Genomic DNA, 22,541 nt, shown 5'->3' with positions numbered 1-22,541 from the left:
CTACTCATGTCATTGGTCACGTCGGGCATCGCGGCGGTTCTGCAGTCCGCGAAGCGCTTGCGCACGCAATGTGGCCGCCTCGGTCATCATCCCGATGTCAGTGCCCGCCGAGACAAATCGCAATCCCAGTCCCACGAATCGATTCAGCAGGTCAAGTGACTTTATTCCGGCGATGCCGAGCGCCACACCGTGACTACGACAAGCCGCCGCGACCGATTCTACTGCACGATGGAAATGCTCATTCTCATACTGTCCGTGGATGCCCATTTCGGCGGTCAGATCGCTCGGTCCGATGAGGATCATGTCGATGCCGCCGACGGAGGCGATAGAGGCGGACGCTTCGACCGCCTCCGGGGTCTCGATCATCACCGCCACGACCGTGCGCCGCTCGAGAAATTCCGCCAATTGCGGCGCTCCTCGCGGGGTGTATCCGCTGACCGCATTGGGACCCGAAATGGACCGATTTCCGATCGGCGGAAACCGCGCAGCCTGGACGACTCGTTCCGCTTCCTCCTTCGAATCAACATGCGGCACAATGACTCCCACGGCGCCACCATCCAGCACCCTCGCAATGACGCTGGGATCGTGCGACGGCACCCGCACCAGGCCGGAGATCCCCGCCCCAAGCGCGCTCACGCAGAGCATCTGCGCCGCCTCCAAAGACGTCGATGTGTGCTCGAGATCGATGTAGACGGCGTCGTAGCCACATGCCGCCGCGACCCCCGGGACGTCAGGGGTGCGCGAATTGAGCAGCGCGAGGCACAGCACAAGCGCATCGCCCCGCAACGCGTCGCGCAGCGCTGTCGTCATAGGCTCACGGTAGCGGACCGAGAATAACGTTTCCACAATATCGTCAACGGCCATTATCGGCTGCGGCCGCGATGTGATAACCATTAGCTATGCCGTCGAACCGCGTCGCCATCGTGGGCGCCGCCCTGTCCGACTGCGGCCGGGTGCCCGACAAGACCGCCATGGCGCTGATGGCGCAGTCGTCGCGGCGGGCGGTCGCCGACGCCGGCCTGACGAAGGGGGACATCGATGGTTTCGGCGGGCACGGAGCGTTGCTTCCCCCGGTAGAAGCCAGCGAGTACCTCGGTCTACGACCGACCTGGGTGGATGCGACCAATGTCGGCGGATCCTCGTGGGAAGTGATGGCCGGGCATGCGGCCGCCGCGATCGCGGCGGGGGAAATCGAGGTCGCTCTGTTGACCTACGCCTCGACCGCGCGCTCCGACGTCAAGCGACGGGTGCGCGCCTCAGCTGCCGCGATGGGCACCGGCGGCGCGCTGCAGTACGAGGCGCCCTACGGCGCGACACTGATTGCCAAGTACGCCATGGCGGCCAGGCGCCACATGATCGAATTCGGCACCACCGTCGACCAACTGGCCGAAGTCGCAGTCGCGGCCCACGAGTGGGCGTCCATGAACGAGAACGCGTTTGAGCGCGAGCGCATCACCGCGGCCGATGTCGCTGCCGCACCCATGTTGGCCGACCCGTTCACCTCCAAGCATGTGTGCCTACGCACGGATGGTGGCGGTGCCGTTGTGCTTGCCAACGAGCGCGTCGCCAGAGACTGTGCAAAGGAGCCGGTTTGGATCCTCGGCGCGGCTGACGCGACGTCGCACGTAAGCATGAGCCAATGGACCGATTTCACGACATCGGCGGCGGCCCGCTCGGGCCCACCTGCATTCGCGCGTGCCGGCGTCAGCCCGGCCGATATCGATGTGTGCCAGCTCTACGACTCGTTCACCTCCACCGTCCTGCTGACCGTGGAAGACCTCGGCTTCTGCGCCAAGGGCGAAGGGGGGCCCTTCATCGAGTCCGGAGCGCTTCGCCCGGGCGGGGCGCTCCCGACCAACACCGACGGCGGCGGCCTGGCCTCATGTCACCCCGGCATGCGAGGAATGTTCCTCATGGTGGAGGCGGTGCGGCAGTTGCGGGGGGAATGCGGACAACGCCAGGTCGACGAGGCCAGGCTGGCATGCGTCCACGCAATGGGTGGGTTCTTCACCCACAGCGCCACAATGATTCTCGGGAGGCAGTAATGACGGCTCCTGATCGGCCCACAATCGACGCTGACAGCCAAGCGTGGTGGTCGGCCACCCAGGACCGCCGGCTGATGGTGAACACCTGCCGGTCCTGCGGTCGAACATCGCTGTACGCCCGGCCGTTCTGTCCGCACTGTTGGCATGATGACGTCGAGTTGACGCAGGCCACCGGTCGCGCGCGGCTCTACACATGGAGCGTCATCCACCAAAATGCCGCGCCTTTCGACGTGCGCACACCGTACGTGCTGGCGATGGTGGACCTCGAGGAGGGACCGCGGCTGATGACGGTCGTGGAGAACTGTAGCGTCGAACATCTGTGCGCTGACCTGGAATTGGTGGTTGCCTTCCGCGACGACGAAGACGGATTCGTCGTCCCGGTCTTCCATCCTGCCGGCTAAATTTCGGCGGCGGGACATTTCATCCGACAGTGACGAGACGATCGGCAAGCAACCGCCGCCGCCCAGCCGACCCCACACCGAGTTTGGTGCGGTCGACCTTGCCGTTGGCATTGACAGGAAGCGGCTCGTCCCACAACACCAACTCTTCAGGCAGCTTGTATTTCGGCAGGCCCTCCCCGACGAGGGCACGGGCCACTTCGGGGAGCGAAATCACCATGCCGGGTTCGAGCACGACGGCCATGGCCAATCGCTCGCCGGTGGTGGTGTCGGGCACGGAGTAGGCGGCACACTCGCGCACGCCATGCATTCGCGAAACCGCCTCCTCCACTTCGGCGGCCGGGATCTTCAGCCCGTTGCGAATCACGATGTCCTTGATCCGGCCGACGATCCGAACCCGGCCGTTGACCACATCTGCGACATCTCCGGTGCGGAACCACTCGCCCTCGAACGCGGCTTCGTCGTCCTCGGCATCGGTGTAGCCGAGAAATGTGTGCGGACCCTTGATGCAGCACTCGGTGGGTTCGGCAACGGACCCCACCCGCACCTCGACCTCGCCGAGCGCCACACCGTCGTCGGCATGCCGTACGTCTCGGGGTTCGGCGCGGAGGCCTGAGGTGCTAACCGGGATCTCCGAGGATCCGTAGGCGCGCATGACGACGATCCCGAAATCGTCTTCGATGCGCTCGACGATCCGCCGGTCCAGCATCGTGCCACCCAGATACGCCGCACGTAACGGCACGGCAGCACGGCGTGCCACGGCCTCGTCGAGCATCCGGTCCAGCAGCCGGTCCGGGCCTCCGTACCAGGTGGCACCGGAACTGACCAGCAGGTCGCAGGTGGCCGACGGATCCCAGCGATCTTCAAGAATCACTGGTATCGCCAGCATCGGACCGATGAACAGCGCTTGCAACACCCCGGTGACCGATGCGAGCGGACTGATCAAAAAGATCCGGTCGTCCGGACTGAGGCCCGCGGCGGCAATGTAATTCACCGAAGCCTTGGCCAATGTGCTCAGCGAGTGGATCACGCCCTTGGGCCGAGAGGTTGTACCCGAGGTATAAAGCACAAAGCTCGGCTCATCAGCCGATCGCACCGAACGTAAGGGTTCAGCGGCACCGCCGGGGTCATCGTGACCGAGGTCAAGCCAATGACACCGCCCGGACAGTTCCGGCCCAGTGATTCGCGGCCAGTTCGGCGCCGCACCGAATCGCGCATCCGTGCGTGTGAAGATATCGGCGATGTGCGCGGCCCCCGCGCTACGGGGCACAAGCAGAACCACCGCGTCGACTCGCAGCGCCGCATGGACCGCCACCACCGAGTCCACGTCGTTACCGACTACCAGGACGACCGCGCGGCCCCGGCCAAGGCCGGCATCGACCATCACGTGGGCGGCCGCATCGACGCGATTGTCCAGTTCAGCGTAGGTCAGCTCGCCGCCGCGATAGGCCACGGCGAGCCGGGTGGGGTGCCGCGAGGCGGCGGATCGCACCACGTCGATCGGCTCTGCCGCCCAGAAACCGGCCGCACGGTAGCGGGTCCGCATTCTTTCGGCTCGCTGGTGCGCATGCCGTAGCCACTCGGTCGGGCCAGCCATGAAATGTCCTCCGATGCAAATGTCTGCTCTCGATTAGGTAAATGTAGCCTCTCCCCATGCATTCAATGACTTTCGACAACCAGGTAGCCATTGTCACCGGGGCCGGCGGAGGACTCGGCCGCTGCCATGCCCTCGAGCTGGCCCGGCGCGGTGCCCGGGTCGTGGTGAACGACCTGGGCAGCTCGGTGGACGGCAGCGGAGCGTCGACGTCGGCGGCCCAAGCCGTGGTGGACGAGATCACCGCGGACGGGGGCACCGCGATCGCCAACGGCGACTCGGTGGCCACCGAGGAGGGCGGTGCGGCAATTGTGGCGGCCGCGATGGATGCTTTCGGCCAAGTCGATGTGCTGGTCAACAACGCGGGAATTCTTCGCGACGCCGCGTTCAAGAACATGACAGCAGACCAAGTCGACGCCGTCATTGCCGTGCACCTCTCCGGCGCGTTCAATGTCACTCGGGCAGTATGGCCGGTAATGCGGGAGCGGAATTACGGACGGATCGTCCAAACTACCTCCGGTACTGGACTTTTCGGAAATTTCGGTCAGGCTAATTACGGCGCCGCCAAGATGGGCCTGATCGGCATGATGCACGTTCTCGCCATCGAAGGCGCCCGCAACGGCATCGCCGTCAACGCCATCGCCCCCATCGCGCGGACCCGGATGACCGAGACCATCATGGGCGAAGCCGGTAAGAGTATGCACCCTGAGCTTGTCACCCCCGTTGTCGTCTATCTGTGTCATCGGTCCTGCGACCGCACCGCACACATCTACTCGGTGGGAGCGGGCAAAGTGTCACGGGTGTTCATCGGCGTCACCAAGGGAGTCGAGGACACATCGCTGACTGCGGAGTCGGTGGCATCGTCGATCGACGAGATCGACGACACCGCCACGTTCACCATTCGCGGCGGACCCACAACAGGTTGAAGCCCGGGAGTCAGCGACCGAGGAATTTGGGCTTGCGGCGTTCGGTGAAGGACGCAAGGCCTTCTTGCAGGTCCGCGGTGCGCGACACCACCTCCTGGGCCCAGGCCTCCTGCTCGAACGCGCGTTGCCGATCCGACTCCGACGACACCGACAACAGTCGCTTGGTCAGCGTCAGCATCACCGTCGGTCCCGCGGCCAGGCGCCCCGCCAGCTCCTCGGCGACCGCGTCGGTGTCGTGCGGGGCGGTCAAGCGATTGACAAGTCCGAGCCTTTCGCACGCGGTCGCGTCGACCGGCTCACCGAGCATCAGCAGTTCGGTCGCTTTGCGCAGGCCCACGATTCTCGTCAGAAGGTGGATGGCACCGGAATCCGGTAGGATTCCGCGATGCACGAATGCCTCGACAAGCGTTGCCTCCGTTGACATAACGACTAGGTCGCACGCCAGAACCAGGCTCGCGCCAGCCCCGGCTGCTGTGCCCTTGACCGCCGCGATCACCGGTTTGTCGCAGTCGAGAATAGAGGTGACCAGGCGCTGCCAGCCTCGCTGAAGCATCCGCGCGATGTCACCTGGACGCTTCTGCACCGGCTCGACGGTGGCCCCGTCGCCCGCCGGTTGCGGCGCCAGCCCAGCCCCGGCGCAGAAGTGCCGGGTGCCACTGGCGGTCAAGAGCACCGAGCGTACGGCTGGGTTGTCATTGGCTTGCGCGAAGGCCTCGGTCAATGCGTCACGCGCCAACGGCGACAACGAGTTTCCCACATCAGGACGATCTATTGTCACGCGCGCGACGCCGTCATCGCCGATCGCACACACGATTCCGGAGGCTTCATCTGACATCTCGTTCACCCCTGCGTTAACGGCGTTTCCGTTTTTCGGGTATCTTAATTTCCACCTCGTCCCGACTACGACGCGGGCCACAACAGGAGGCAATCCAATGGGGCAGACCGGCCTGATCACCGACGAGGGATTGGCCAGGTTGCGGGCTACCATCGGCATCGCCGTCCCCCATACCCAGCCCCCGCACTACTACCGCCCCAACGAAGACACATTCCGTCACGTCGCCGAAAGTTACGGTGACGCCAACCCGTTATGGGTCGATCCGGAATACGCCGCGAAGTCCGTATGGGGAGAGTCTGTGGCCCCACCTGCCCTCGTCGGCGGCGACACGTTGATCGGGGAGGACGAGGTCACGACGCTGTCGGATCAGGACCGCGCACTGACCAAGGGCGATCCACTGCGCGGGGTACACGCCTTCTACGCCTCGTCGGCTCGGGAGTGGTGGGCGCCGCTGCGCGCCAACCACCGCGTGTTCCGGCGCAACGCACTGGTGGCCGCGCTGGACAAGAGCAGCGAGTTCGCCGACCGCGCCGTCCACGAGTGGTCCGCCCAAGTCTTTCGCGACGACGAGGGCACGATCTTGGGCGGCCAGTACCGCAACATGATTCGAACCGAACGCAGCAAGGCACGGGACCGAAAGAAGTACGACGCCGTCGAGCTCAAGACGTGGACCGCCGACGAGATCGCAGAACTCGACGAACGCTATGCGCGCGAAGCTCCGCGCGGCGCCGTCCCGCGGTGGTGGGAGGACGTCAACGAGGGCGACGAAGTGGGACCGCTGACGAAGGGCCCGCTGACGGTCACCGACATGGTCTGCTGGCACGTCGGCATGGGCACCGGCATGTACGGTGTGCGTCCGCTGAGGTTGGCATGGCGCAATCGCCAGCGCATCCCGCGGTTTTACACACCCAACGAATATGGAGTCCCCGATGCCCAGCAGCGGGTGCACTGGGAGCCCGGCGCCGCGCGCAATGCGGGCAATCCCACCACGTTCGACTATGGCCGCATGCGCGAGACGTGGCTGATCCACTTGTGCACGGACTGGATGGGCGACGATGCCTGGCTGTGGAAGCTGGACTGTGAGTTTCGTCTGTTCAACTACGTGGGCGACGCCCACACCATCACCGGCACCGTGGTCCGCAAGTATCTCGCTGAAAGCGAACGGCCCGCTGTCGACCTCGATCTCGCCGCGACCAACCACCGCGACCAGATCACCGCACCCGGCCATGCCACCATCCTGTTGCCCAGCCGCGACCGAGGGCCCGTGCGCCTCCCCGACCCGCCGGGCGGTGCGGCCAGCCTGAGCGAGCTGCTGACCGCGGTGACGGAACAGTTCGCCGAGCGCTGAGCACATGAGTTACCGCAGTGTCCCTGGCCTCCTGGCCGAACAGCAGGGCCCGATCCTGCAGCTGACTCTCGACCGCGCTGACCGGCGTAATGCCATCAACGACGTCATGCTCGACGCGATGATCGGCCACCTGGCCGATGCCGGCATCGACGAATCGGTGCGGGTCATCAGGATCGACGCCAACGGACCGAACTTCTGCGCGGGCGCGGACTTGATCGCCAACAACACAAAGTCCGAGCGGAAACCACGCGTGGGAAGCACACAGCGCCGCCTACCGAACAAGGCAAATCGGCTGATTCCGTTGATGCTGGAGACGCAAGTGCCCATTGTCACCGTGGTCCGCGGTTGGGCGACCGGTCTGGGCTTCCACATTGCGCTGGCTTCAGACTTCTGCGTCGCCGCCGACGATGCCCGGTTCTGGGAGCCATTCATGGCCCGCGGCTTCACCCCCGACAGCGGGGCGGCCTGGTTACTGCCACGGCTCCTCGGATTGGTACGCACCAGACAACTGCTGATGCTGGGCCAGGAAATCAGCGGAGCCACCGCTGCCGAGTGGGGCATCGTCCATGGCTCCTGCGCCTCCGATGGCTTGACCTCTGTTGCGGAGCAACTCGTCCGGCAACTCGGTGAGGCGCCCACCGTTTCACTCGGGCTCACCAAGTGGCTGTTACACAGCGGCAACGGACTCGATCTTGACCGCCACCTTCAGAACGAGGCGCTGGCACTCGAATTGTCCAGCCGCAGCGAGGATTTCAAGGAAGGACTGGCGGCCTTCCGCGACAAACGCGACGCAGAATTCAAGGGCCGTTAAGACATATTGAAAAGACCATGACACAACTACCGATCACCCAAGACACACCGGTCGACCAAGCGATCGCGGTGGTGCGGCGATGGATCGACGCCGAGGTCCCTGCCGCCTGGCGCTCGGCCGCGGCCGAGGGACCTGCGGCGCTACGGGCTGCCCGCACCCCGGCCGAATACCGCCGGTGGTATCCGAAATTCGCACGGACCGGTCTGGTGGCGCCCACGTGGCTTCCCGACCACGGTGGCCTCGGCATCGGCAATGACGTTGCGCGCGCCATCGAGAGCGTGCTTGCGCCGCTGCGCCTCTCGCGGCTCAACCCGCTGGGTCTCAACAACGCTGCCGCCGCCCTGTTCAGTCACGGCACCGAGGAGCAACGCCGACGGTTCCTCCCGCCGATCGTGCGAAACGAGGAGAAGTGGTGCCAGTTGTTCAGCGAGCCGGGCGCGGGCTCGGATCTCGCATCGCTCGCCACCCGGGCCGTACGGGACGGTTCCGGAGAAGACGCAGACTGGGTGGTCTCCGGCCAGAAGGTCTGGACCACATGGGCCGACGAGGCTGATTTTGCGATCCTGTTGGCGCGGACGGATCCCGACCAACCCAAGCACAAGGGCATTACCTACTTCCTGCTTGACATGCACCAGCCGGGCGTCGAGGTACGGCCGCTGCGCCAGATCACCGGTGAAGCCGAATTCAACGAGGTCTTCCTCGATGGAGCGCGAGTGCCCGATACCCACCGCGTCGGAGAGATCAACGACGGCTGGCGTGTTAGTGCCTCGACGTTGTCCAGTGAGCGGCAGATGGTGTCAGGTTCGGGGTCGGGTGGCATGGGCCGTCTCGGCGGCTCCAGTTCCGAACGCCTGATCACCCTGGCCAGGGAGACCGGACGGTGGGCTGATCCCGTCATCCGGAACAAAGTCATGCACCTGTGGGCGCAGGAGCAGGTCCGGGGATGGACGAACGCTCGGGTGCGCGCGGCTTTATCGGCCGGTCAGTCGCCGGGAGCGGCCTCGTCGATCGGAAAGGTGCACCAGGCCACGCTAAACCAGCAGATCCAAGACCTCATGGTCGATCTGCTGGGTACGGATGCGATCGCGTGGCCGGCCACCGACGATCCGGACTTGCTGCCCCGGGATGTCCAGGGCATGATGCGCAGCCTCGCCAACGGCACCGAGGGCGGCACCACCGACATCAACAAGAACATCCTCGGCGAGCGCGTCCTCGGGTTGCCAAAGGAGCCTGACCCATGGAAAGGCAAGCCCTGGAAAGACATTCCCCGTTCATGAGCGACTACGAACGTTTGATCGTCTCCAAGTCCGACGGGATCGGCTGGCTGATTCTCAACAGGCCCGACGCCGGCAACGCGTTCGACGCGGTGATGCTCGACGAACTCGAAGCCGCGTGGGCGCAATTGGATGGCGATCCCGATGTCAAGGTCATCGTCAACGCCGCCAACGGCAAGGCGTTCTGCACCGGAATGGACGTGGTCCAGGTCGCGCGGGACAAGGCGGCCATGCGACGCCACTCCCGCCGGACCAGAGACGCTGAGCTGAAAATCTCGTCCTGGCATTGCGACGTCTGGAAGCCCGTGATCGCAGCGGTCAACGGGGTGTGCGCGGGCGGCGGTCTGCATCTGGTGGCCGACGCCGACATCGTGATCGCGGCCGAGGATGCGTCGTTCGTCGATCCCCACGTGTCGATCGGCCAGGCGGTCGCCTACGAGGCCATCACGCTACTGCGCAAGTCCCCGATGGAGGCGATCACCCGGCTGACGTTGAGCGGCAAGGGTGAACGCCTCTCAGCGCAGCGCGCCTACGAGTTGGGCATCCTGTCCGAAGTGGTACCCGCCGACCGGCTTCACGCAGCAGCGGAGCGCCTCGCCGCCGCGATCGCAACCAATTCGCCGACCGCGATGCGCGCCACCAAGAAAGCGTTGTGGCATTCGTTAGAGGTCGGCATGACCCAGGCGCGCAACGATGCCGCCGATGAGATCTGGCGGCTGCGCAACCACCCCGACCATGCAGAGGGTGCGCGGGCCTGGCGCGAAAAGCGCGCCCCGCGGTGGCAGCCGCTCGCGGATGCAGCGGAGGTGCCATGACATACCGGAGACTCATCGTCGAGCGGCGCGGTCCCGTCGGTTGGATCATCAATGACCGGCCGGACCGTCTCAACGCCTACGACGCCGTAATGCGCGAGGAATTCCCCAGGGCCTGGGCGGAATTGAACACCAACCCCGATGTCCGCGTCATCGTGCATACCGGTAACGGCCGAGCCTTCCAGGTCGGGGCTGACGTCGACGATCTCGACGGCGAGGCGGTGCTGCAGTTCCAGGAGACCATGCGCACCATGGATCTCAAGCTGAGCGCCTGGCACTGCAACGTCGAGAAGCCGGTTATCACTGCCGTCAATGGGGTTTGCGCGGGCGGCGGGTTGCACTGGGTGGCCGATGCCGACATCGTCATCGCGTCATCGGACGCGAGCTTCGTGGATCCCCACGTATCCATCGGTCAGGTCAGTGCTTTGGAGACCATCGCGCTGATGCGCAAGATGCCCGCCGAGGCCGTGCTGCGGATGGCGTTAGTAGGCAGCCACGAACGGCTCAGTGCCCAGCGTGCATACGAGCTCGGCATGATCAGCCAGGTCGTCGACCCACCCGGTCAACTGCGCGCGATAGCCCAGGAGCTCGCCGAGAAAATCGCCAAGAACTCGCCCGCGGCGATGCGCGCCACCAAGCGGGCGCTGTGGGGTGCACTTGAATACGGTCTCACCGATGCGTGCCGCGAGGGCGCGAAGCACCTGACGTCGATGTGGGGACACCCGGATCAGAACGAGGGCCCCCTTGCCTTTGCGGACAAGCGAACTCCGAATTGGGCTCCGCTCGAGGCTGATTCATGAGTCTCGCCGAGCTGCTGGGCGGCCTGCCCGACGTCGCGGTGCATACGCTCGGTGTCGATGTGTCGCGCGATGAGCTGGCCGCCAGTGCGGAACGGCTCAGCGCACTGCTCAGCGGCAGCGGACTGACCAACGGTCAAGTCGTCGCCGCGATGCTGCCAAACGACGCCACCACCGTCGCCGCGCTGTTCGGCACGTGGCGCGCCGGCGGCGTGTACACGCCCTTGAATCCCAGGGCAGCCGACGCCGAGATCGTGACCCAACTCGAGACCCTGCGTCCCGTGGCTATCATCACGACTCCGGAACTCGCCGAACGCTTCACGCCGTTCGGGTTGCCCGTTGTGCACGCCAAGGACCTGTCGTGGTCGATCACCGCCGGCACGCAGCACCCTGCCGATCCGCGCCAGTACGACGCTGACGTGGCCCTACTGCAGTTCACGTCGGGCACCACGGGTCCGCCAAAGCCGGTACCACTTCGGCACACAACGGTGCTCGACCTGATCGACCGTCTGCTGACGAAACTCCGTGGGACGAAACCGGCTACAGATACGCCGAAGCGCCCGCCGATGCCCAACCTTGTGCCGCTGTCGTTGTCGCTGTGGGCCGGTATCTACCAGGTGCTGTTCGCCTTCCGGGCGGGTTCGGGTGTGGTACTGATGGACCGTTTTGCCCCAGCGGACTTTGCGGCGCTGGTCCAGCGCCACCGACTCCGTTCCACGGTGCTACCGCCCGCCGCGCTCACGATGGTGTTGCACGATGACTCCGTCACGGACTTATCGCCGTTGAAGATCGTGCGTTCGATCACTGCGCCGCTGTCACCAGTGCAGGCGGGCCGGTTCCGAGACAAATTCGGCGTGCTCGTGCTGAACTCCTACGGCCAGACAGAACTCGGCGGCGAGGTGGTGGGCTGGTCCGCCGCCGACGCCCGCGAGTGGGGCGAAACCAAACTCGGTTCCGTCGGGCGACCCCTGCCTGGCATCGACGTCACAATCGTCCACGACGAGGTGATGGTCCGCACGCCCACGACTGCCGCCCGAAAGATCGACGCAGCCTTTCTGGACCGACTCACCGACGACGGCTGGTTCCACACGGGCGATCTCGGATGGCTTGATGACGATGGCTTCCTATGGCTCGACGGCCGGGTGTCGGACATGATCAATCGTGGTGGCCTGAAGGTGTTTCCGGGCACGGTTGAGGAGGTCCTGCTGGCGGCCGAAGGCGTGCGCGATGCCGCCGTCGTGGGCGTACCCGATGAGCGGCTTGGAGAAGTGCCGTGGGCATTCGTGGTAAAGGGAGATGATTCGGTCTCCGAAGACGGTCTCGTGTCGTGGTGCCGGGAGCGCCTGACCCCCTACCGCGTTCCGGTACGGATCGTGTTCATCGAACAGCTACCTCGAAATGAAGTCGGCAAGGTGGTCAAACGCGACCTCGCCGCACGCGCAGACGCCTGACCCTCTCCCCTCACCAGATCCACCACCGGAAACGCTTGTTCTCAATACCGAGAGTGGTGTTAACGTTTGTTTGCAAGTCATGGCTTTCGATAGGAGGGGCCCATGTGGCAGGAACTGGTCCGAATAGCGGTGACCTGGGTAGTGATGTGCGGGCTAGTCGCCTTCTTCTACTGGATGCTGGCCAACATCGGCACGTTCTGATAAGCGCAGGAGACACGGTGGACGATCAGGATCGACGACGGAAGCGCGGCCTGATCGCGTTTCAGATCTTCATCTACGGACTACTGATCGCGATGTTCGCGATCCAACTCCAGATGTATTTGACCAGGGATTGGTGATCAATGATGGCTCCAAGCCAATCGCTCACCCTGGACGAACATGGGACGCAAACGCGAGATGTGCAACGGCGCGCGGATCGATGGTGCATCGCAGGTACCGCACTCATGGGCACTCTCGTTCTCGGCATAGTCGGCCTGCCGCTGTTTTGCCGTGGTATCTATCTGTTGAGAAAGGCGCAGCGCGAGGGCTTATCGGTCCGGCCGATGATGGTCACGCTCATCGGATACGTAATCATCCTCGACGCCGCGCTCAACAGCATCGGCTGGGCGCTCGATCTATTCGCCAACCACGCCCTGATCACCCGCACGGTCTTCACCGCATGGGGCAACCTGATCGACGCCGGCTACTTTTGGCACTACAACGAACTTTGGATCGGCGGAGCCAGTGCACCCGGAGAGAAGGCCTGGGTCCTGGTCTGCGTTTTGATCGTGTTCCCCATGCGCATCGCCGCGGCCATCGGTCTGCTTCAAATGAAGCGGTGGGGTCACCAATGGACGATCGTGACGTGTTGGTTCGGAGTGGTCGTGTGGACGGGCTACATCTTCAACATGACGATGTACGCCGACGTTCGCTATGCGGCAGTCGGGCTACCGGTACTCGGATGGTGGGCGTTCAACATCTTCTACGTGACGCCGTTCCTCGCCATTCCCTATCTGCACACCGTCAACCGAGAGATCTTCACCGACTAGCACCGCCAGAAAGGACCGTCGTGTCTGACTCGACTGTAGAGCATGAGGATTCGGTTGAATCGTTGTCGGCCGGAACCACCCCGACGTGGGCGCGAATGCACAAATGGCTCAAACGCGGGCTGTACGTCTGCCTGTTCGGGCTGGTCATCGAGGGCTCGCTGACGGTCCCGGTGATCGCGGTCTGGTATGGCTGGCCCACGCTCTCACTGACCGAGATTTGCAGCGAGCTCATGAAGGTGCGATTCTCCAACGACAGTCTCGAATGTCAACAGCCCTACCCGATCGGCGGCCCTCCCTTCGGGGGAGCTCCTGAAGCCGCCGGCCAACATACGGCTCGCGACGACTGGGGCATCCAGCCAAAGCCTCGATACGTACGCATCGGGTTCCGGGAACTGGTGAAGATTCACGACGAACGCATAGCGCGCCAATCAGGTCGGTGACGTCGTCTTGTCCGCAGTCGTATTGGGCCCGGCCGACGGGCTGTCGCGCGGGCTGGCGGACAAACTCCGCGGGACCGTCGCGGAGCCGGAACAGGCGCTGCCGCCGCACATCACCAGCGCGGTCGTCGTCGCCGGTACCCATCCTCCCCCGCGGCTCGCCGATGCGGCCACCCTCAGTGGCGCAGATTGGGATCGCACAGTGGATGGGATGATGTGGTCCGCGCTTGCCGCACTCCAACGGGCACGGTCCGCGTTCAACTCCGACGGCGGACGAATCGTTGTTGTCGTGCCGACAATCGGCATGGCCGGCGCGGCCCAGCTCCTGGCATACACCACCGCGCTAGAAGGCATCAGGGCGATGGCCAAATCCGCGGCGCGCCAATGGCAGCCCGAGGGGGTGCCCGTCAACCTCGTCGCAGCGCCGCTGCGCTTGTTCGCCCCCTCAGTGGATGCCTCTGCTGCGCACCTCGCCGCGGCTGTGGTCCAGGACGACTCAACACTTCTCCATTCGGTCGCCGAGGCGGTGGCTTTCCTCCTGCGCCCAGACCTGCACCACTTGCTGGGGGAGACGATCGTCGTTGACGGGGGATCGGTGATGCTGCCGTGACCCTCCAGGGACTCACCGCGCTGGTGACCGGTTCGGGCGCCGGCGTTGGCCGTGGCATCGCTTTGGCTCTCGCCGCGGCCGGAGCACACGTCGTCGTTGCCACCCGGTCCGAGACCGGGTTGGCCGTCGCCGATGAAATCGCCGGGCGGGGGCATGCTGCGACGTGGGCGCGATGCGATGTGACCGATAGTGACGCGGTCGCCGCAGCGATCGGTACGTCCCTGGCGGCCACCGGGCGACTAGATGCGGTGGTACACAACGCCACGAGCAATGCCTCCAGCCAGCCGCACCAACTCGCTCATGTCGATCGTGCGCTTTGGGTCGACCACTACTCGGTGTCACTGCGTGGAGCCCACCGCTGCGCAGCTTCCGCGTTCCCCGCTCTGAAGGAGCGAGGCGGAACATTCCTCGTTATGACCTCACCCGCCGGCATCGAAGGCAGCGCGACACTGCCCCTTTACGCCACGATGAAGGGGGCGTTGCGCGGCTTCGCCAAGAGCCTCGCCCGGGAATGGGCCCCTCATAACATCACCGTGAATGCGGTTTCCCCGCTCGCCTATTCGCCTGCGATGACCGCCGCGATTGAAGCTGACCCGGCGATGGAGAGCCGACTATCGCGGCGGGTGCCGCTAGGACGGATCGGTGATCCCGAACGCGACATCGGGGCTGCCGTCGCGTTTCTGGTCGGCCCCGCTGCCCGCTACATCACCGGGCAGACCCTGGGCGTCGACGGCGGACATTTCATGAATCTCTAGACCTGACGGCTGTCGGATACAGTCTTTTGCTAATGTGAGAATCAATATTCTCAAGCATGTTGGAGGCGCTCGTGAGCGACGAGAAAGCGTTCGAGGTCTGGGACGCCGACAATCACATGTACGAGACCATCGACGCGTACACGCGATACCTGCCGAAAAAATATTCCGAGGCACTGAAGTTCGTCGACGTCAATGGCCGGCAAAAGCTTCAGGTGCTCGGCGTTATCACCGAGACCATTCCGAACCCAACCTACGAGGTGATCCCCACCCCGGGTGCGTGGGCGGACTACTACCGCGGGATCAACCCGGACGGCAAGTCGCTGCGAGAACTCGCCGAGCCGATCCGCTGCCCAGATGAGTTCCGGCGCCCCGACCTGCGCCTGGCACTGATGGACCGGCAGGGTGTCGACGGAGCGGTAATGTTCCCGACCACAGCGGGCATGCTCGAGGAACGGACAAAGTCCGATACCGAGCTGACCCATGCGGTCACCCACGCCTTCAACCGCTGGCTGCTCGACGAATGGACGTTCAACTATCAGAACCGAATCTTCGCGGTCCCGGCGATCTCCCTCAACGATCCCGCGAAGGGAGTCCAAGAGCTCGAGTGGTGCCTGGAGAACGCGGCTAAGACGGTGCTGATCCGGCCGGCGCCGGTGCCCCGGGAGGACGGCACCTCGCGTTCAGCCGCCCTACCCGAGTTCGACGACTTCTGGCGACTGGTCGAGTCGTCGGGAATCTCGGTGCAGATGCACAACTCCGACGCCGGCTACGATCGCTACCTGTCCGATTGGGAAGGCGGCAACGAATTCCAGGGTTTCCAGCTGACGAAGTTCCGGGGATTCATCTACGAAGAGAGCCGCCATATTTTCGACACGCTCGCGGCGTTCATCGCGCACGGCGTGTTCGAGCGGTTTCCTGGCCTGCGTATCGGTGTGGTCGAGAATGGCGGGTCGTGGGCTCAACGCCTGATGGACGTATTCGACCGGGTGTACCGCAAAAAGCCGCGGGAGTTCAGCGAACACCCCTGTGAAGTCTTCCGTAGGCATGTGTGGGTCAACCCATTTCACGAGGAGGACATGTCGCACCTCATAGACATCCTTGGTGCGAATCGCGTGATGTTCGGCTCGGACTTTCCGCATCCCGAGGGATTGGCCGCCCCTGCGGACTTCGTCAAGGAGCTCGAGAACCTTCCGGCGGCCACCACGGCACGAGTGATGGGCGGCAACCTCAAGGAGCTGATCGGCCTCTAGGCGAGTTCGACGAAGCGCTTCAGATACGGCCACGCGACATCGGGCGGGATGCCGCCACACAACGGGGAGATGTTGAACATCTCTCCGCCCGCGACGCGCTGCCGCGCTTCGTCGACCGACAGGATCACATGAGTGGACCCCGCGGCACGCAATTCCTCGACGGTCTTCGCGGGGGTGATGTTGGCCGACACCGCGTTGGCGGGGTTCCACTCCGCATATGCCATCGCATCGTGGAGCAGATACTTTCCGATCTCGTCCCATGCGGCGTCGACATCTTCTGCGACGAAACAATTTGTGGTGGCGTCACGTTCGGGCAGCAACATGAACCCCGGCTCGAACCCGTTCTCACGGCTTGCCCGTTCGTACGCCTCCTTCATTCCCGGTACCACACCGTTCGCGAGCAAACCGAGGCCATTGCGCCCGGCCCGCCTCGCGGCGGCCAGGCTGGCCCCGCCCCACATCATCACGGGCCCGCCCGGCGTACGCGGTCGGGGCGTCACCTTCATCCGTCTGCCGTCGTGTTCGACCTCTTCGCCGGCCAGCAATCTACGCAGAATCTTGAGTTTCTCGTCGGCCAGTCGCCCGCGCTCCGACAACGACACGCCGAAGTGGTCGAACTCCACCGCGCGGTAGCCGATCCCGAACACGTAGCTTACGCGACCCGCGCTGATGTGGTCCAAGACCGACATGTCCTCGGCGAGGCGGGCGGGGTCGCAGAACGGAAGGATGACGACCAGGTTCAACATCAGCTGTTCGGTGCGGGCGGCGATCGCCGCTCCCAGAATCAGCGGTGCGGGCAGGTACCCGTCGTCGGCGCAGTGGTGCTCGCAGAGCACTACTGCCACACAGCCACGTGTTTCCGCCCACGCGGCCATCTCGCTCGCTGCGGCGTACAGGTCTGTCGGATGGGCACCGATGGACGGTGCCCGCATGTCGAACCGCAGTGTGAACGTCATATGTTGTTGTCCTCCCGCTGATCTGGCGTGGACCAAGCATCACGGACGCCCGAAGCGGGCCCGTAGTTCGGTCTTGAGCACCTTGCCGGTGAGGTTGCGAGGTAGCGCATCCACGATTTCGAGTCGTTCGGGCGTCTTGTGTTTGCTCAAGCCACGGGCTTGACAGTGTTCGAATACCGACGAAAGCGTCACCATCGCACCCTGGTGCGCAACGATGACAGCGCAAACACGTTCTCCGGTACGGGAATCCGGTATACCTATGACCGCGACATCGGCGACTGCCGGGTGGCTGGCCAGCGCTTCTTCGACTTCCAGTGCTGAGATGTTCTCCGCGTTGCGGATGATCGCATCCTTGATTCGGCCAGTGACGACGACGTGCCCGTCGGCGTCGATAAGCCCGCGGTCACCGGTCCGGAACCAACCCTCCGCATCAAACGCATTGGCATCCAACGATTCATCGACATACCCAAGGAAGCACTGCGGCCCTTTGAGTCGCAGCTCCCCCACTTCACCTATACCGACCTCGCGTTCCGCATCGTCGACCACCCGCACTGACACGCCGGGCACCGGAAGTCCGACGGTTCGGTCGAGGAGTTCAGGTGCAGCGTCCGGCGTTTGGGAAGTGGCGACCGGAAACTCGGTCAAACCCCAGGAATTGGCCGCACCATTGACCGAAAACGTCTCCCGCAGTTGGCGTCCCAACTCGGCAGTGATCGGCGCGCCCCCGCCGACGCAGCCCCGCAGATCGGGAAAGAGCGGCTCGGCGCCGTGCGCGCGCTGCGCGGCCATGAAGGCGACGAAGAAGGGGGTGGCGCTGCCCAACAGAGTCGGCCGATGCGCCGCGATGGCGACGGGCGTTTGAGCGGGGTCGAAACTATCGAACAGCACCAATCGCATGCCGGTATGCAGGCCCGCCGCGAGCATGGCCGCTCCGCCGATGTGCGAGACCGGAAAAGCGATCGGGTTGACGTCGCTGTTGGAAGCCCCGACGATCCCGATGACCCCCGCCGAGCCGGCGATGACCGAGCGGTCGCAGTGCCGCGCGCCTTTCGGTGCCGCCGTCGTGCCCGACGAATAGTAGATCCAGCGCGGGTCCTCGCCGCTGCTCGGCGGCGGAGGCAGCACGGCCGGATCTCCAGCGGGCAGCCGAAGCCGGTCGGTGATGGGCACGTCGTGGTCGATGACCACGACAGACATGGGCCGTTCGTCGGCGAGCTGATTCGCGAGGGCGCTGTGGTCGAAGTTGCGCCACCATCCCGGAACGATGATGACTTCGGTCGCGAGTTGCGTTGTCACAAAACGCAGTTCACTCTCTCGCCAGATCGGCAGCACTGGGTTCTGGATCGCACCGAGACGCGTCAGCGCCACCATGACAACCATCGTCTCCAGCGTGGTCGGCAGTTGCCACGACACCACCGTGCCGGCGCCGATCCCCCACTGCGCCAGCGCCGCTGCACACGTCAGTGCGGATTCCCGCAGCTGTGCGCAGGACAGGCGGCGCCCATAGTCGTCGGCGAGGACCACTCGGTCAGGGTGCGCTCGAGCGGCGGTCTCAACCAGAGACCAGTAGGTCTGCGGCGAGGGTTGTAGCGTCACCGGCTCGGCAACCGCAGTCGGCGCTTGGCGAGGATGTTGCGCATCATCTCCGAGCTGCCACCCGATATCGTGTAGGCGCGCGACCAGAGCCAGCATTCGCGCAACCGCTGTTTGGCCCTGGCCACATCGGGCTCCGAGGCCCCGGCGCCCGGCGTAGCCGCCGCCAGCTCCGCGCCGTACGCCGCCACCAGGTGATATGTCTCGGCGAAGCTCAGCTTCGCGATCGAGCCGTCACCTGGTTGCTCGTCGCCCGTCGTCAGCCGCTCCACGTGATCGTCGATGAACGCCTTGGCCACTTCGACCTCCACCGCCAACTCGGCGACCCGCTGGCGGACGTCGCCGGACTCCAACGCGGGTGCGCCGTCGATGTGCGCGTGTCGGGCCACGATGACCAGATCATCGATCAACAATTCGAGCAGGACGACGTTCCCGCCGATGCCGAATCGTTCAAAGTCCAGGCCCGCCATGATGATCGACCAGCCTTGGCCCACCTCGCCGACCACACTCTCGGGACCCAGCCTGACGCCGGTAAGAAACACCTCATTGACCTCGATCGCATCACCGATGGTGCGGATGGGACGAACCTCCACACCATCCGCCGATAGCGGCACGATGAAGACCGACAGGCCGTGATGACGGGTCGACGTGGGATCGGTGCGGATCAGGGCAAGCCCCATGTCGGCCCAGTGGCCGTCGGTGATCCAGGTCTTCTGCCCGTCGATCAACCAGCCGCCATCGTCCTGCCGCGCACCGCGACTGCGTACCCCGGCGATGTCGCTGCCGGCGTCGGGCTCGCTCAGTAGCTGACACCAGACATGATCACTGCGCCGGATCGGGGGCAGCAGCGTTCGCTTCTGCTCCTCGGATCCGAAGTGCAGGAGCACGTGGGCCGCGAGGTTCACCTGGTCCACCGGCCGTGGTGCGCGGGCGCGCAGAATCTCCTCGCTCACGATGCGGTCGTGCAGCGGGTGATAGTCGCTGCGGCCGCCGTATTCGACCGGCCAGTCCGCGCCGGCGAACCCCGCCTCGAACAGGCCGGCAAACCAAGCGCGCAGCAGGGATTCCTGCTCAGCCGTCTCGGGCGCCCGGTGGCCTTCTCGCGCCTCGATCGCCGGTGCGTGTTCGGCGATATGCGTCCTGACCCGACTTCTGAACTCCGCCAGCTGCGCTTCGGTGGGCCGGTTCCCGAAATCGGTCACCAGCCGGACACCTCAGCCAGCAGGGCCCGACTCGACCGTGCCGTACCCATCAGGTGACCGTTGCTGAAGACGCGACGGAGTTCGTAGTGCAGTGGGTACTCCCAGGTGAATCCGATGCCGCCGGACAGTTGCATGCACTCGTCGATGGCGCCTGTCGCTTTCGCCGCTACGAACGCGTGCGCCGCCGCCGTCAGCACGGTCGCCCTTTCGTCGGCGGAGGCGATTGCGCGCGCTGCCCTCAAGACGGCAGCGCGGGCTTTGACCTCGAAAACCAACAGCTCGACGAGCCGGTGCTGAATCGCCTGGAAGCTTGCGATGGGTGCCCCGAATGCCGCTCGCTCCCGAAGGTATGCCGTCAGTCGTTCGAAGGTCATCGACACGGCGCCAACGGAATCGGCGGCCACGAGCAGCCGGGCAACCGCGGACAACTGCTCGGCCCGTTCCGGCGATCCGATCAAGACGCTGGGCGCGTCCATCAGGTCAACGTGCCATACCGTCCTGGTGACGTCCAACAGATCACCGTCCGGGCTGAACCGCGCCGGCTCCAGGTCGCCGACCAGCCGAATGCCGGTGCGGTCCAGCATGATCACGATGTCTATGTCGTCTCGGATGACCCGTATGGGATCGTCGATGACGGCAAAGCCCGCCGTCGCTCTGCCGGCAAGTAACCCGGGCAGCACCTGTTGCCCGACCTCGTGGGGCGCAACGGCCAGTGCCGCCGCGGCCATCGTGGTTCCGAACCACGCAGACCTGTCGTGCGCTCGTCCGAGTTCCTCGGCCACGACGCATGTCTCGACCGGACGCCATCCGGCGCCGCCCATCGCCTCATCGACGAGCAGCCCGGTCCAGTCCATCGCCGCGAGGTCCGTGACCGATTCCTTCTCGCCACGTTCGGCCAGGAACTCGCGGGCTGACGCCCTCAGCAATTCGAGGTCGACGTCGTCATCTGGCATCGGGCTGTCAGCTCCGGGAGAGCAGTTGCGCGGCGTTGTCGCGCATGATCCGCTTCTTGGCGGCATCATCCAGGGGGTCAAGCAGTTTGACGAAGTCGGCGGGCTCGGCCATGCCTTCGGCATGCGGATAATCCGAGCCCATTACCAGGCAATCGTCGTATCCCATGGCAGCGACGATCGCTGGGATGTCGTCCTCCGGGTACGGCACGACACGAACGTGACGGCGAAAGATCGCCGACGGCCGCTCGGTCAGCTTCCCGCCGATCCACGGACCGTTTCGGCCCATGCCACGGCTTTTGTCCATGTGCCGCACAAAGAACGGCACCCATTCCGCCCCGTGCTCGGCCACGAGAACGTTGAGCCCCGGAAACCGACCGAAGAGGTTGTCGAAGACGAGCGCGGACAACGTCTCCTCGATCGGCCGTTGGCCGTAGATGTTCATCCATTGCCATGCCGACATGTGCCAAGAAGCGGGGTCGGAGTTTTGTCCCCAGGCAGGCGAAATCGCGTTGAAGTACCAGAACGGCATGATGTGGAACACCAGGATGCAGCCGGCCTCCTGCAGGCGTGCGTAAATCGGGTCGAAGTACGGGTCGCCGGGTGACCGACCGTACGCCGGCCCGGTCGGCAGCAGCACGAACTTCGCTCCCTGCGCGATGATCGCTTCCGTCTCTGCGATCGCAGAGTCTAAGTCGCGCAACGACATCAGCGCTGTGGCGAAGATTTTCTCGTCGTAGTTGAAACCCCACTCTTCGTCGAACCATCGGTTGAACGAGCGCAGGTTGGCATACAGTGCCGCCGTGTCATCGACGTAATGTTCAGCGGCCAGGGCCATGCCGCTCGGATAGATGACCATGCGCTCGATGTTCTGGTCGGCCATGACAGTCAGGCGGGCAGCACGCTCGATGAACTCCGGTTGCATGGGTTGCGGCTCGTAGGACTCCTCGGGGTTGCCCGATCCCATTTGCTTGAGCATCTCCTTGAGCGAGCCGGGCCGGTAAGCGACATCGAGACCCAGACCCCCTTCGCTGTTGAAGGTGGCGACGCGTCGCCCGGCAAGGATCACCTCAACGCCATCCGCCCCGCGCACGGTGGTGATCGCCCGGTCCCGAAACTTCTCCGGCAGATAACGGGTGAACGCGTCTCGCGTCTCGTAACAGTGGGTATCGCAGTCAATAATGCCGTAATCGAGTTTCGTCGCCACCACGTCGCTCCTTCAGACGAGAATGCTTATTCTCTATTTTCAAAAAACATACTATCCTGATCCGGCAATGGCTAACTCGGGCGGGATGGCCGAGGGGCGTTGAGTTGGCGGCGCCGGCTCGGCCGCGAACGTGCAGAGGAACACATGACGCCATCAATGTCGCTGACCGACAACGTGATCGGTGACCCTGAATGACCCTTTGGATCGCGGCGCAGGTCAAGCACATTGCCGCCGTAGCCGGGTCGCGGCCTGGCCGAGGGGG

The 22,541-nt window shown here is 64.7% G+C and carries 22 protein-coding genes; 14 read left to right on the top strand and 8 right to left on the bottom strand.

The features are described from left to right. Positions 1-9 precede the first annotated feature (9 nt). A complete protein-coding gene (locus A5688_RS15790; RefSeq protein ID WP_082955013.1) occupies positions 10-864 on the bottom strand; it encodes an HpcH/HpaI aldolase family protein in 855 nt (284 codons plus the stop codon). Positions 865-899: 35 nt separating this feature from the next. On the opposite strand from A5688_RS15790, the gene A5688_RS15785 reads away from it, so the two are divergent. Then, a complete protein-coding gene (locus A5688_RS15785; protein WP_067908439.1) occupies positions 900-2,045 on the top strand; it encodes an acetyl-CoA acetyltransferase in 1,146 nt (381 codons plus the stop codon). After that, positions 2,045-2,446, top strand: a complete 402-nt coding sequence (locus A5688_RS15780) for a Zn-ribbon domain-containing OB-fold protein (protein ID WP_067830126.1) — start codon at positions 2,045-2,047, stop codon at positions 2,444-2,446. The genes A5688_RS15785 and A5688_RS15780 overlap by 1 nt, the downstream gene beginning before the upstream one ends. Before the next feature lie 19 nt (positions 2,447-2,465). Here the strand turns inward: A5688_RS15780 and A5688_RS15775 are convergent, their stop codons facing one another. Further along, a complete protein-coding gene (locus tag A5688_RS15775; RefSeq protein WP_082955014.1) occupies positions 2,466-3,989 on the bottom strand; it encodes a class I adenylate-forming enzyme family protein in 1,524 nt (507 codons plus the stop codon). Between the two features lie 107 nt (positions 3,990-4,096). Here A5688_RS15775 and A5688_RS15770 point away from each other — a divergent pair, with 107 nt between their 5' ends. Further along, the gene (locus A5688_RS15770; RefSeq protein WP_067830120.1) at positions 4,097-4,963 is read left to right on the top strand and encodes an SDR family NAD(P)-dependent oxidoreductase; all 867 of its coding nucleotides are present in this window, start codon (positions 4,097-4,099) and stop codon (positions 4,961-4,963) included. Between the two features lie 10 nt (positions 4,964-4,973). On the opposite strand, the gene A5688_RS15765 is transcribed toward A5688_RS15770, so the two are convergent. Then, positions 4,974-5,807: an enoyl-CoA hydratase/isomerase family protein gene (locus tag A5688_RS15765; RefSeq protein WP_067908444.1), complete on the bottom strand. Its 834-nt coding sequence runs from the start codon at positions 5,805-5,807 to the stop codon at positions 4,974-4,976. 88 nt (positions 5,808-5,895) lie between these two features. Between A5688_RS15765 and A5688_RS15760 the strand changes: the two genes are divergently transcribed. The 11 genes from A5688_RS15760 (at position 5,896) to A5688_RS15710 (ending at position 16,371) form a co-directional block, all read left to right on the top strand. Continuing rightward, positions 5,896-7,146: a hypothetical protein gene (locus tag A5688_RS15760; RefSeq protein WP_067908447.1), complete on the top strand. Its 1,251-nt coding sequence runs from the start codon at positions 5,896-5,898 to the stop codon at positions 7,144-7,146. Positions 7,147-7,150: 4 nt separating this feature from the next. Then, entirely contained in the window at positions 7,151-7,957 is an 807-nt protein-coding gene (locus tag A5688_RS15755) for an enoyl-CoA hydratase/isomerase family protein (RefSeq protein WP_067830111.1), read from the top strand. Between the two features lie 17 nt (positions 7,958-7,974). Continuing rightward, positions 7,975-9,234 carry an acyl-CoA dehydrogenase family protein gene (locus A5688_RS15750; protein WP_067830107.1) on the top strand — a complete coding sequence of 420 codons (1,260 nt, stop codon included), beginning with the start codon at positions 7,975-7,977 and terminating at the stop codon, positions 9,232-9,234. Next, a complete protein-coding gene (locus tag A5688_RS15745; protein WP_067908449.1) occupies positions 9,231-10,046 on the top strand; it encodes an enoyl-CoA hydratase/isomerase family protein in 816 nt (271 codons plus the stop codon). The genes A5688_RS15750 and A5688_RS15745 overlap by 4 nt, the downstream gene beginning before the upstream one ends. Continuing rightward, positions 10,043-10,843, top strand: a complete 801-nt coding sequence (locus tag A5688_RS15740; RefSeq protein WP_067830099.1) for an enoyl-CoA hydratase/isomerase family protein — start codon at positions 10,043-10,045, stop codon at positions 10,841-10,843. Before A5688_RS15745 ends, A5688_RS15740 begins: the two co-directional genes overlap by 4 nt. Continuing rightward, complete coding sequence (locus tag A5688_RS15735) at positions 10,840-12,291, top strand: class I adenylate-forming enzyme family protein (RefSeq protein WP_067830096.1); 1,452 nt, start codon at positions 10,840-10,842, stop codon at positions 12,289-12,291. Before A5688_RS15740 ends, A5688_RS15735 begins: the two co-directional genes overlap by 4 nt. Positions 12,292-12,632: 341 nt before the next feature. Next, positions 12,633-13,319 (top strand): hypothetical protein, encoded by a 687-nt coding sequence (locus tag A5688_RS15730; RefSeq protein WP_207546677.1) that lies wholly within the window; start codon positions 12,633-12,635, stop codon positions 13,317-13,319. A gap of 95 nt (positions 13,320-13,414) precedes the next feature. After that, positions 13,415-13,759 (top strand): hypothetical protein, encoded by a 345-nt coding sequence (locus tag A5688_RS15725; protein WP_067908452.1) that lies wholly within the window; start codon positions 13,415-13,417, stop codon positions 13,757-13,759. Between the two features lie 7 nt (positions 13,760-13,766). Then, positions 13,767-14,366: an SDR family oxidoreductase gene (locus A5688_RS15720; protein WP_242660199.1), complete on the top strand. Its 600-nt coding sequence runs from the start codon at positions 13,767-13,769 to the stop codon at positions 14,364-14,366. Then, a complete protein-coding gene (locus A5688_RS15715; RefSeq protein WP_067908455.1) occupies positions 14,363-15,121 on the top strand; it encodes an SDR family NAD(P)-dependent oxidoreductase in 759 nt (252 codons plus the stop codon). The genes A5688_RS15720 and A5688_RS15715 overlap by 4 nt, the downstream gene beginning before the upstream one ends. A 56-nt stretch (positions 15,122-15,177) precedes the next feature. Next, positions 15,178-16,371, top strand: coding sequence for an amidohydrolase family protein (locus A5688_RS15710; protein ID WP_067908457.1), 1,194 nt, complete (start codon positions 15,178-15,180; stop codon positions 16,369-16,371). Here A5688_RS15710 and A5688_RS15705 read toward each other — a convergent pair. From A5688_RS15705 to A5688_RS15685, 5 genes are read right to left on the bottom strand one after another with little or no spacing between them, the layout of a single operon-like run. Then, the gene (locus A5688_RS15705) at positions 16,368-17,327 is read right to left on the bottom strand and encodes an LLM class flavin-dependent oxidoreductase (protein WP_067908460.1); all 960 of its coding nucleotides are present in this window, start codon (positions 17,325-17,327) and stop codon (positions 16,368-16,370) included. The genes A5688_RS15710 and A5688_RS15705 overlap by 4 nt on opposite strands. 39 nt (positions 17,328-17,366) lie before the next feature. After that, positions 17,367-18,923, bottom strand: a complete 1,557-nt coding sequence (locus tag A5688_RS15700) for a class I adenylate-forming enzyme family protein (RefSeq protein ID WP_067830075.1) — start codon at positions 18,921-18,923, stop codon at positions 17,367-17,369. Then, positions 18,920-20,122 (bottom strand): acyl-CoA dehydrogenase family protein, encoded by a 1,203-nt coding sequence (locus tag A5688_RS15695; protein WP_067908463.1) that lies wholly within the window; start codon positions 20,120-20,122, stop codon positions 18,920-18,922. Before A5688_RS15695 ends, A5688_RS15700 begins: the two co-directional genes overlap by 4 nt. Further along, positions 20,119-21,075 (bottom strand): acyl-CoA dehydrogenase family protein, encoded by a 957-nt coding sequence (locus A5688_RS15690; protein ID WP_067830069.1) that lies wholly within the window; start codon positions 21,073-21,075, stop codon positions 20,119-20,121. Before A5688_RS15690 ends, A5688_RS15695 begins: the two co-directional genes overlap by 4 nt. Positions 21,076-21,082: 7 nt before the next feature. Further along, positions 21,083-22,279: an amidohydrolase family protein gene (locus A5688_RS15685; protein ID WP_067908613.1), complete on the bottom strand. Its 1,197-nt coding sequence runs from the start codon at positions 22,277-22,279 to the stop codon at positions 21,083-21,085. Between the last annotated feature and the right edge of the window lie 262 nt (positions 22,280-22,541).

Source organism: Mycobacterium mantenii (assembly GCF_001667865.1).
GTDB classification, from domain to species: Bacteria; Actinomycetota; Actinomycetes; order Mycobacteriales; family Mycobacteriaceae; genus Mycobacterium; species Mycobacterium mantenii_A.
Note: the sequence above shows the minus strand (reverse complement) of the source record. Positions and strands in the feature narration are given on the sequence as shown.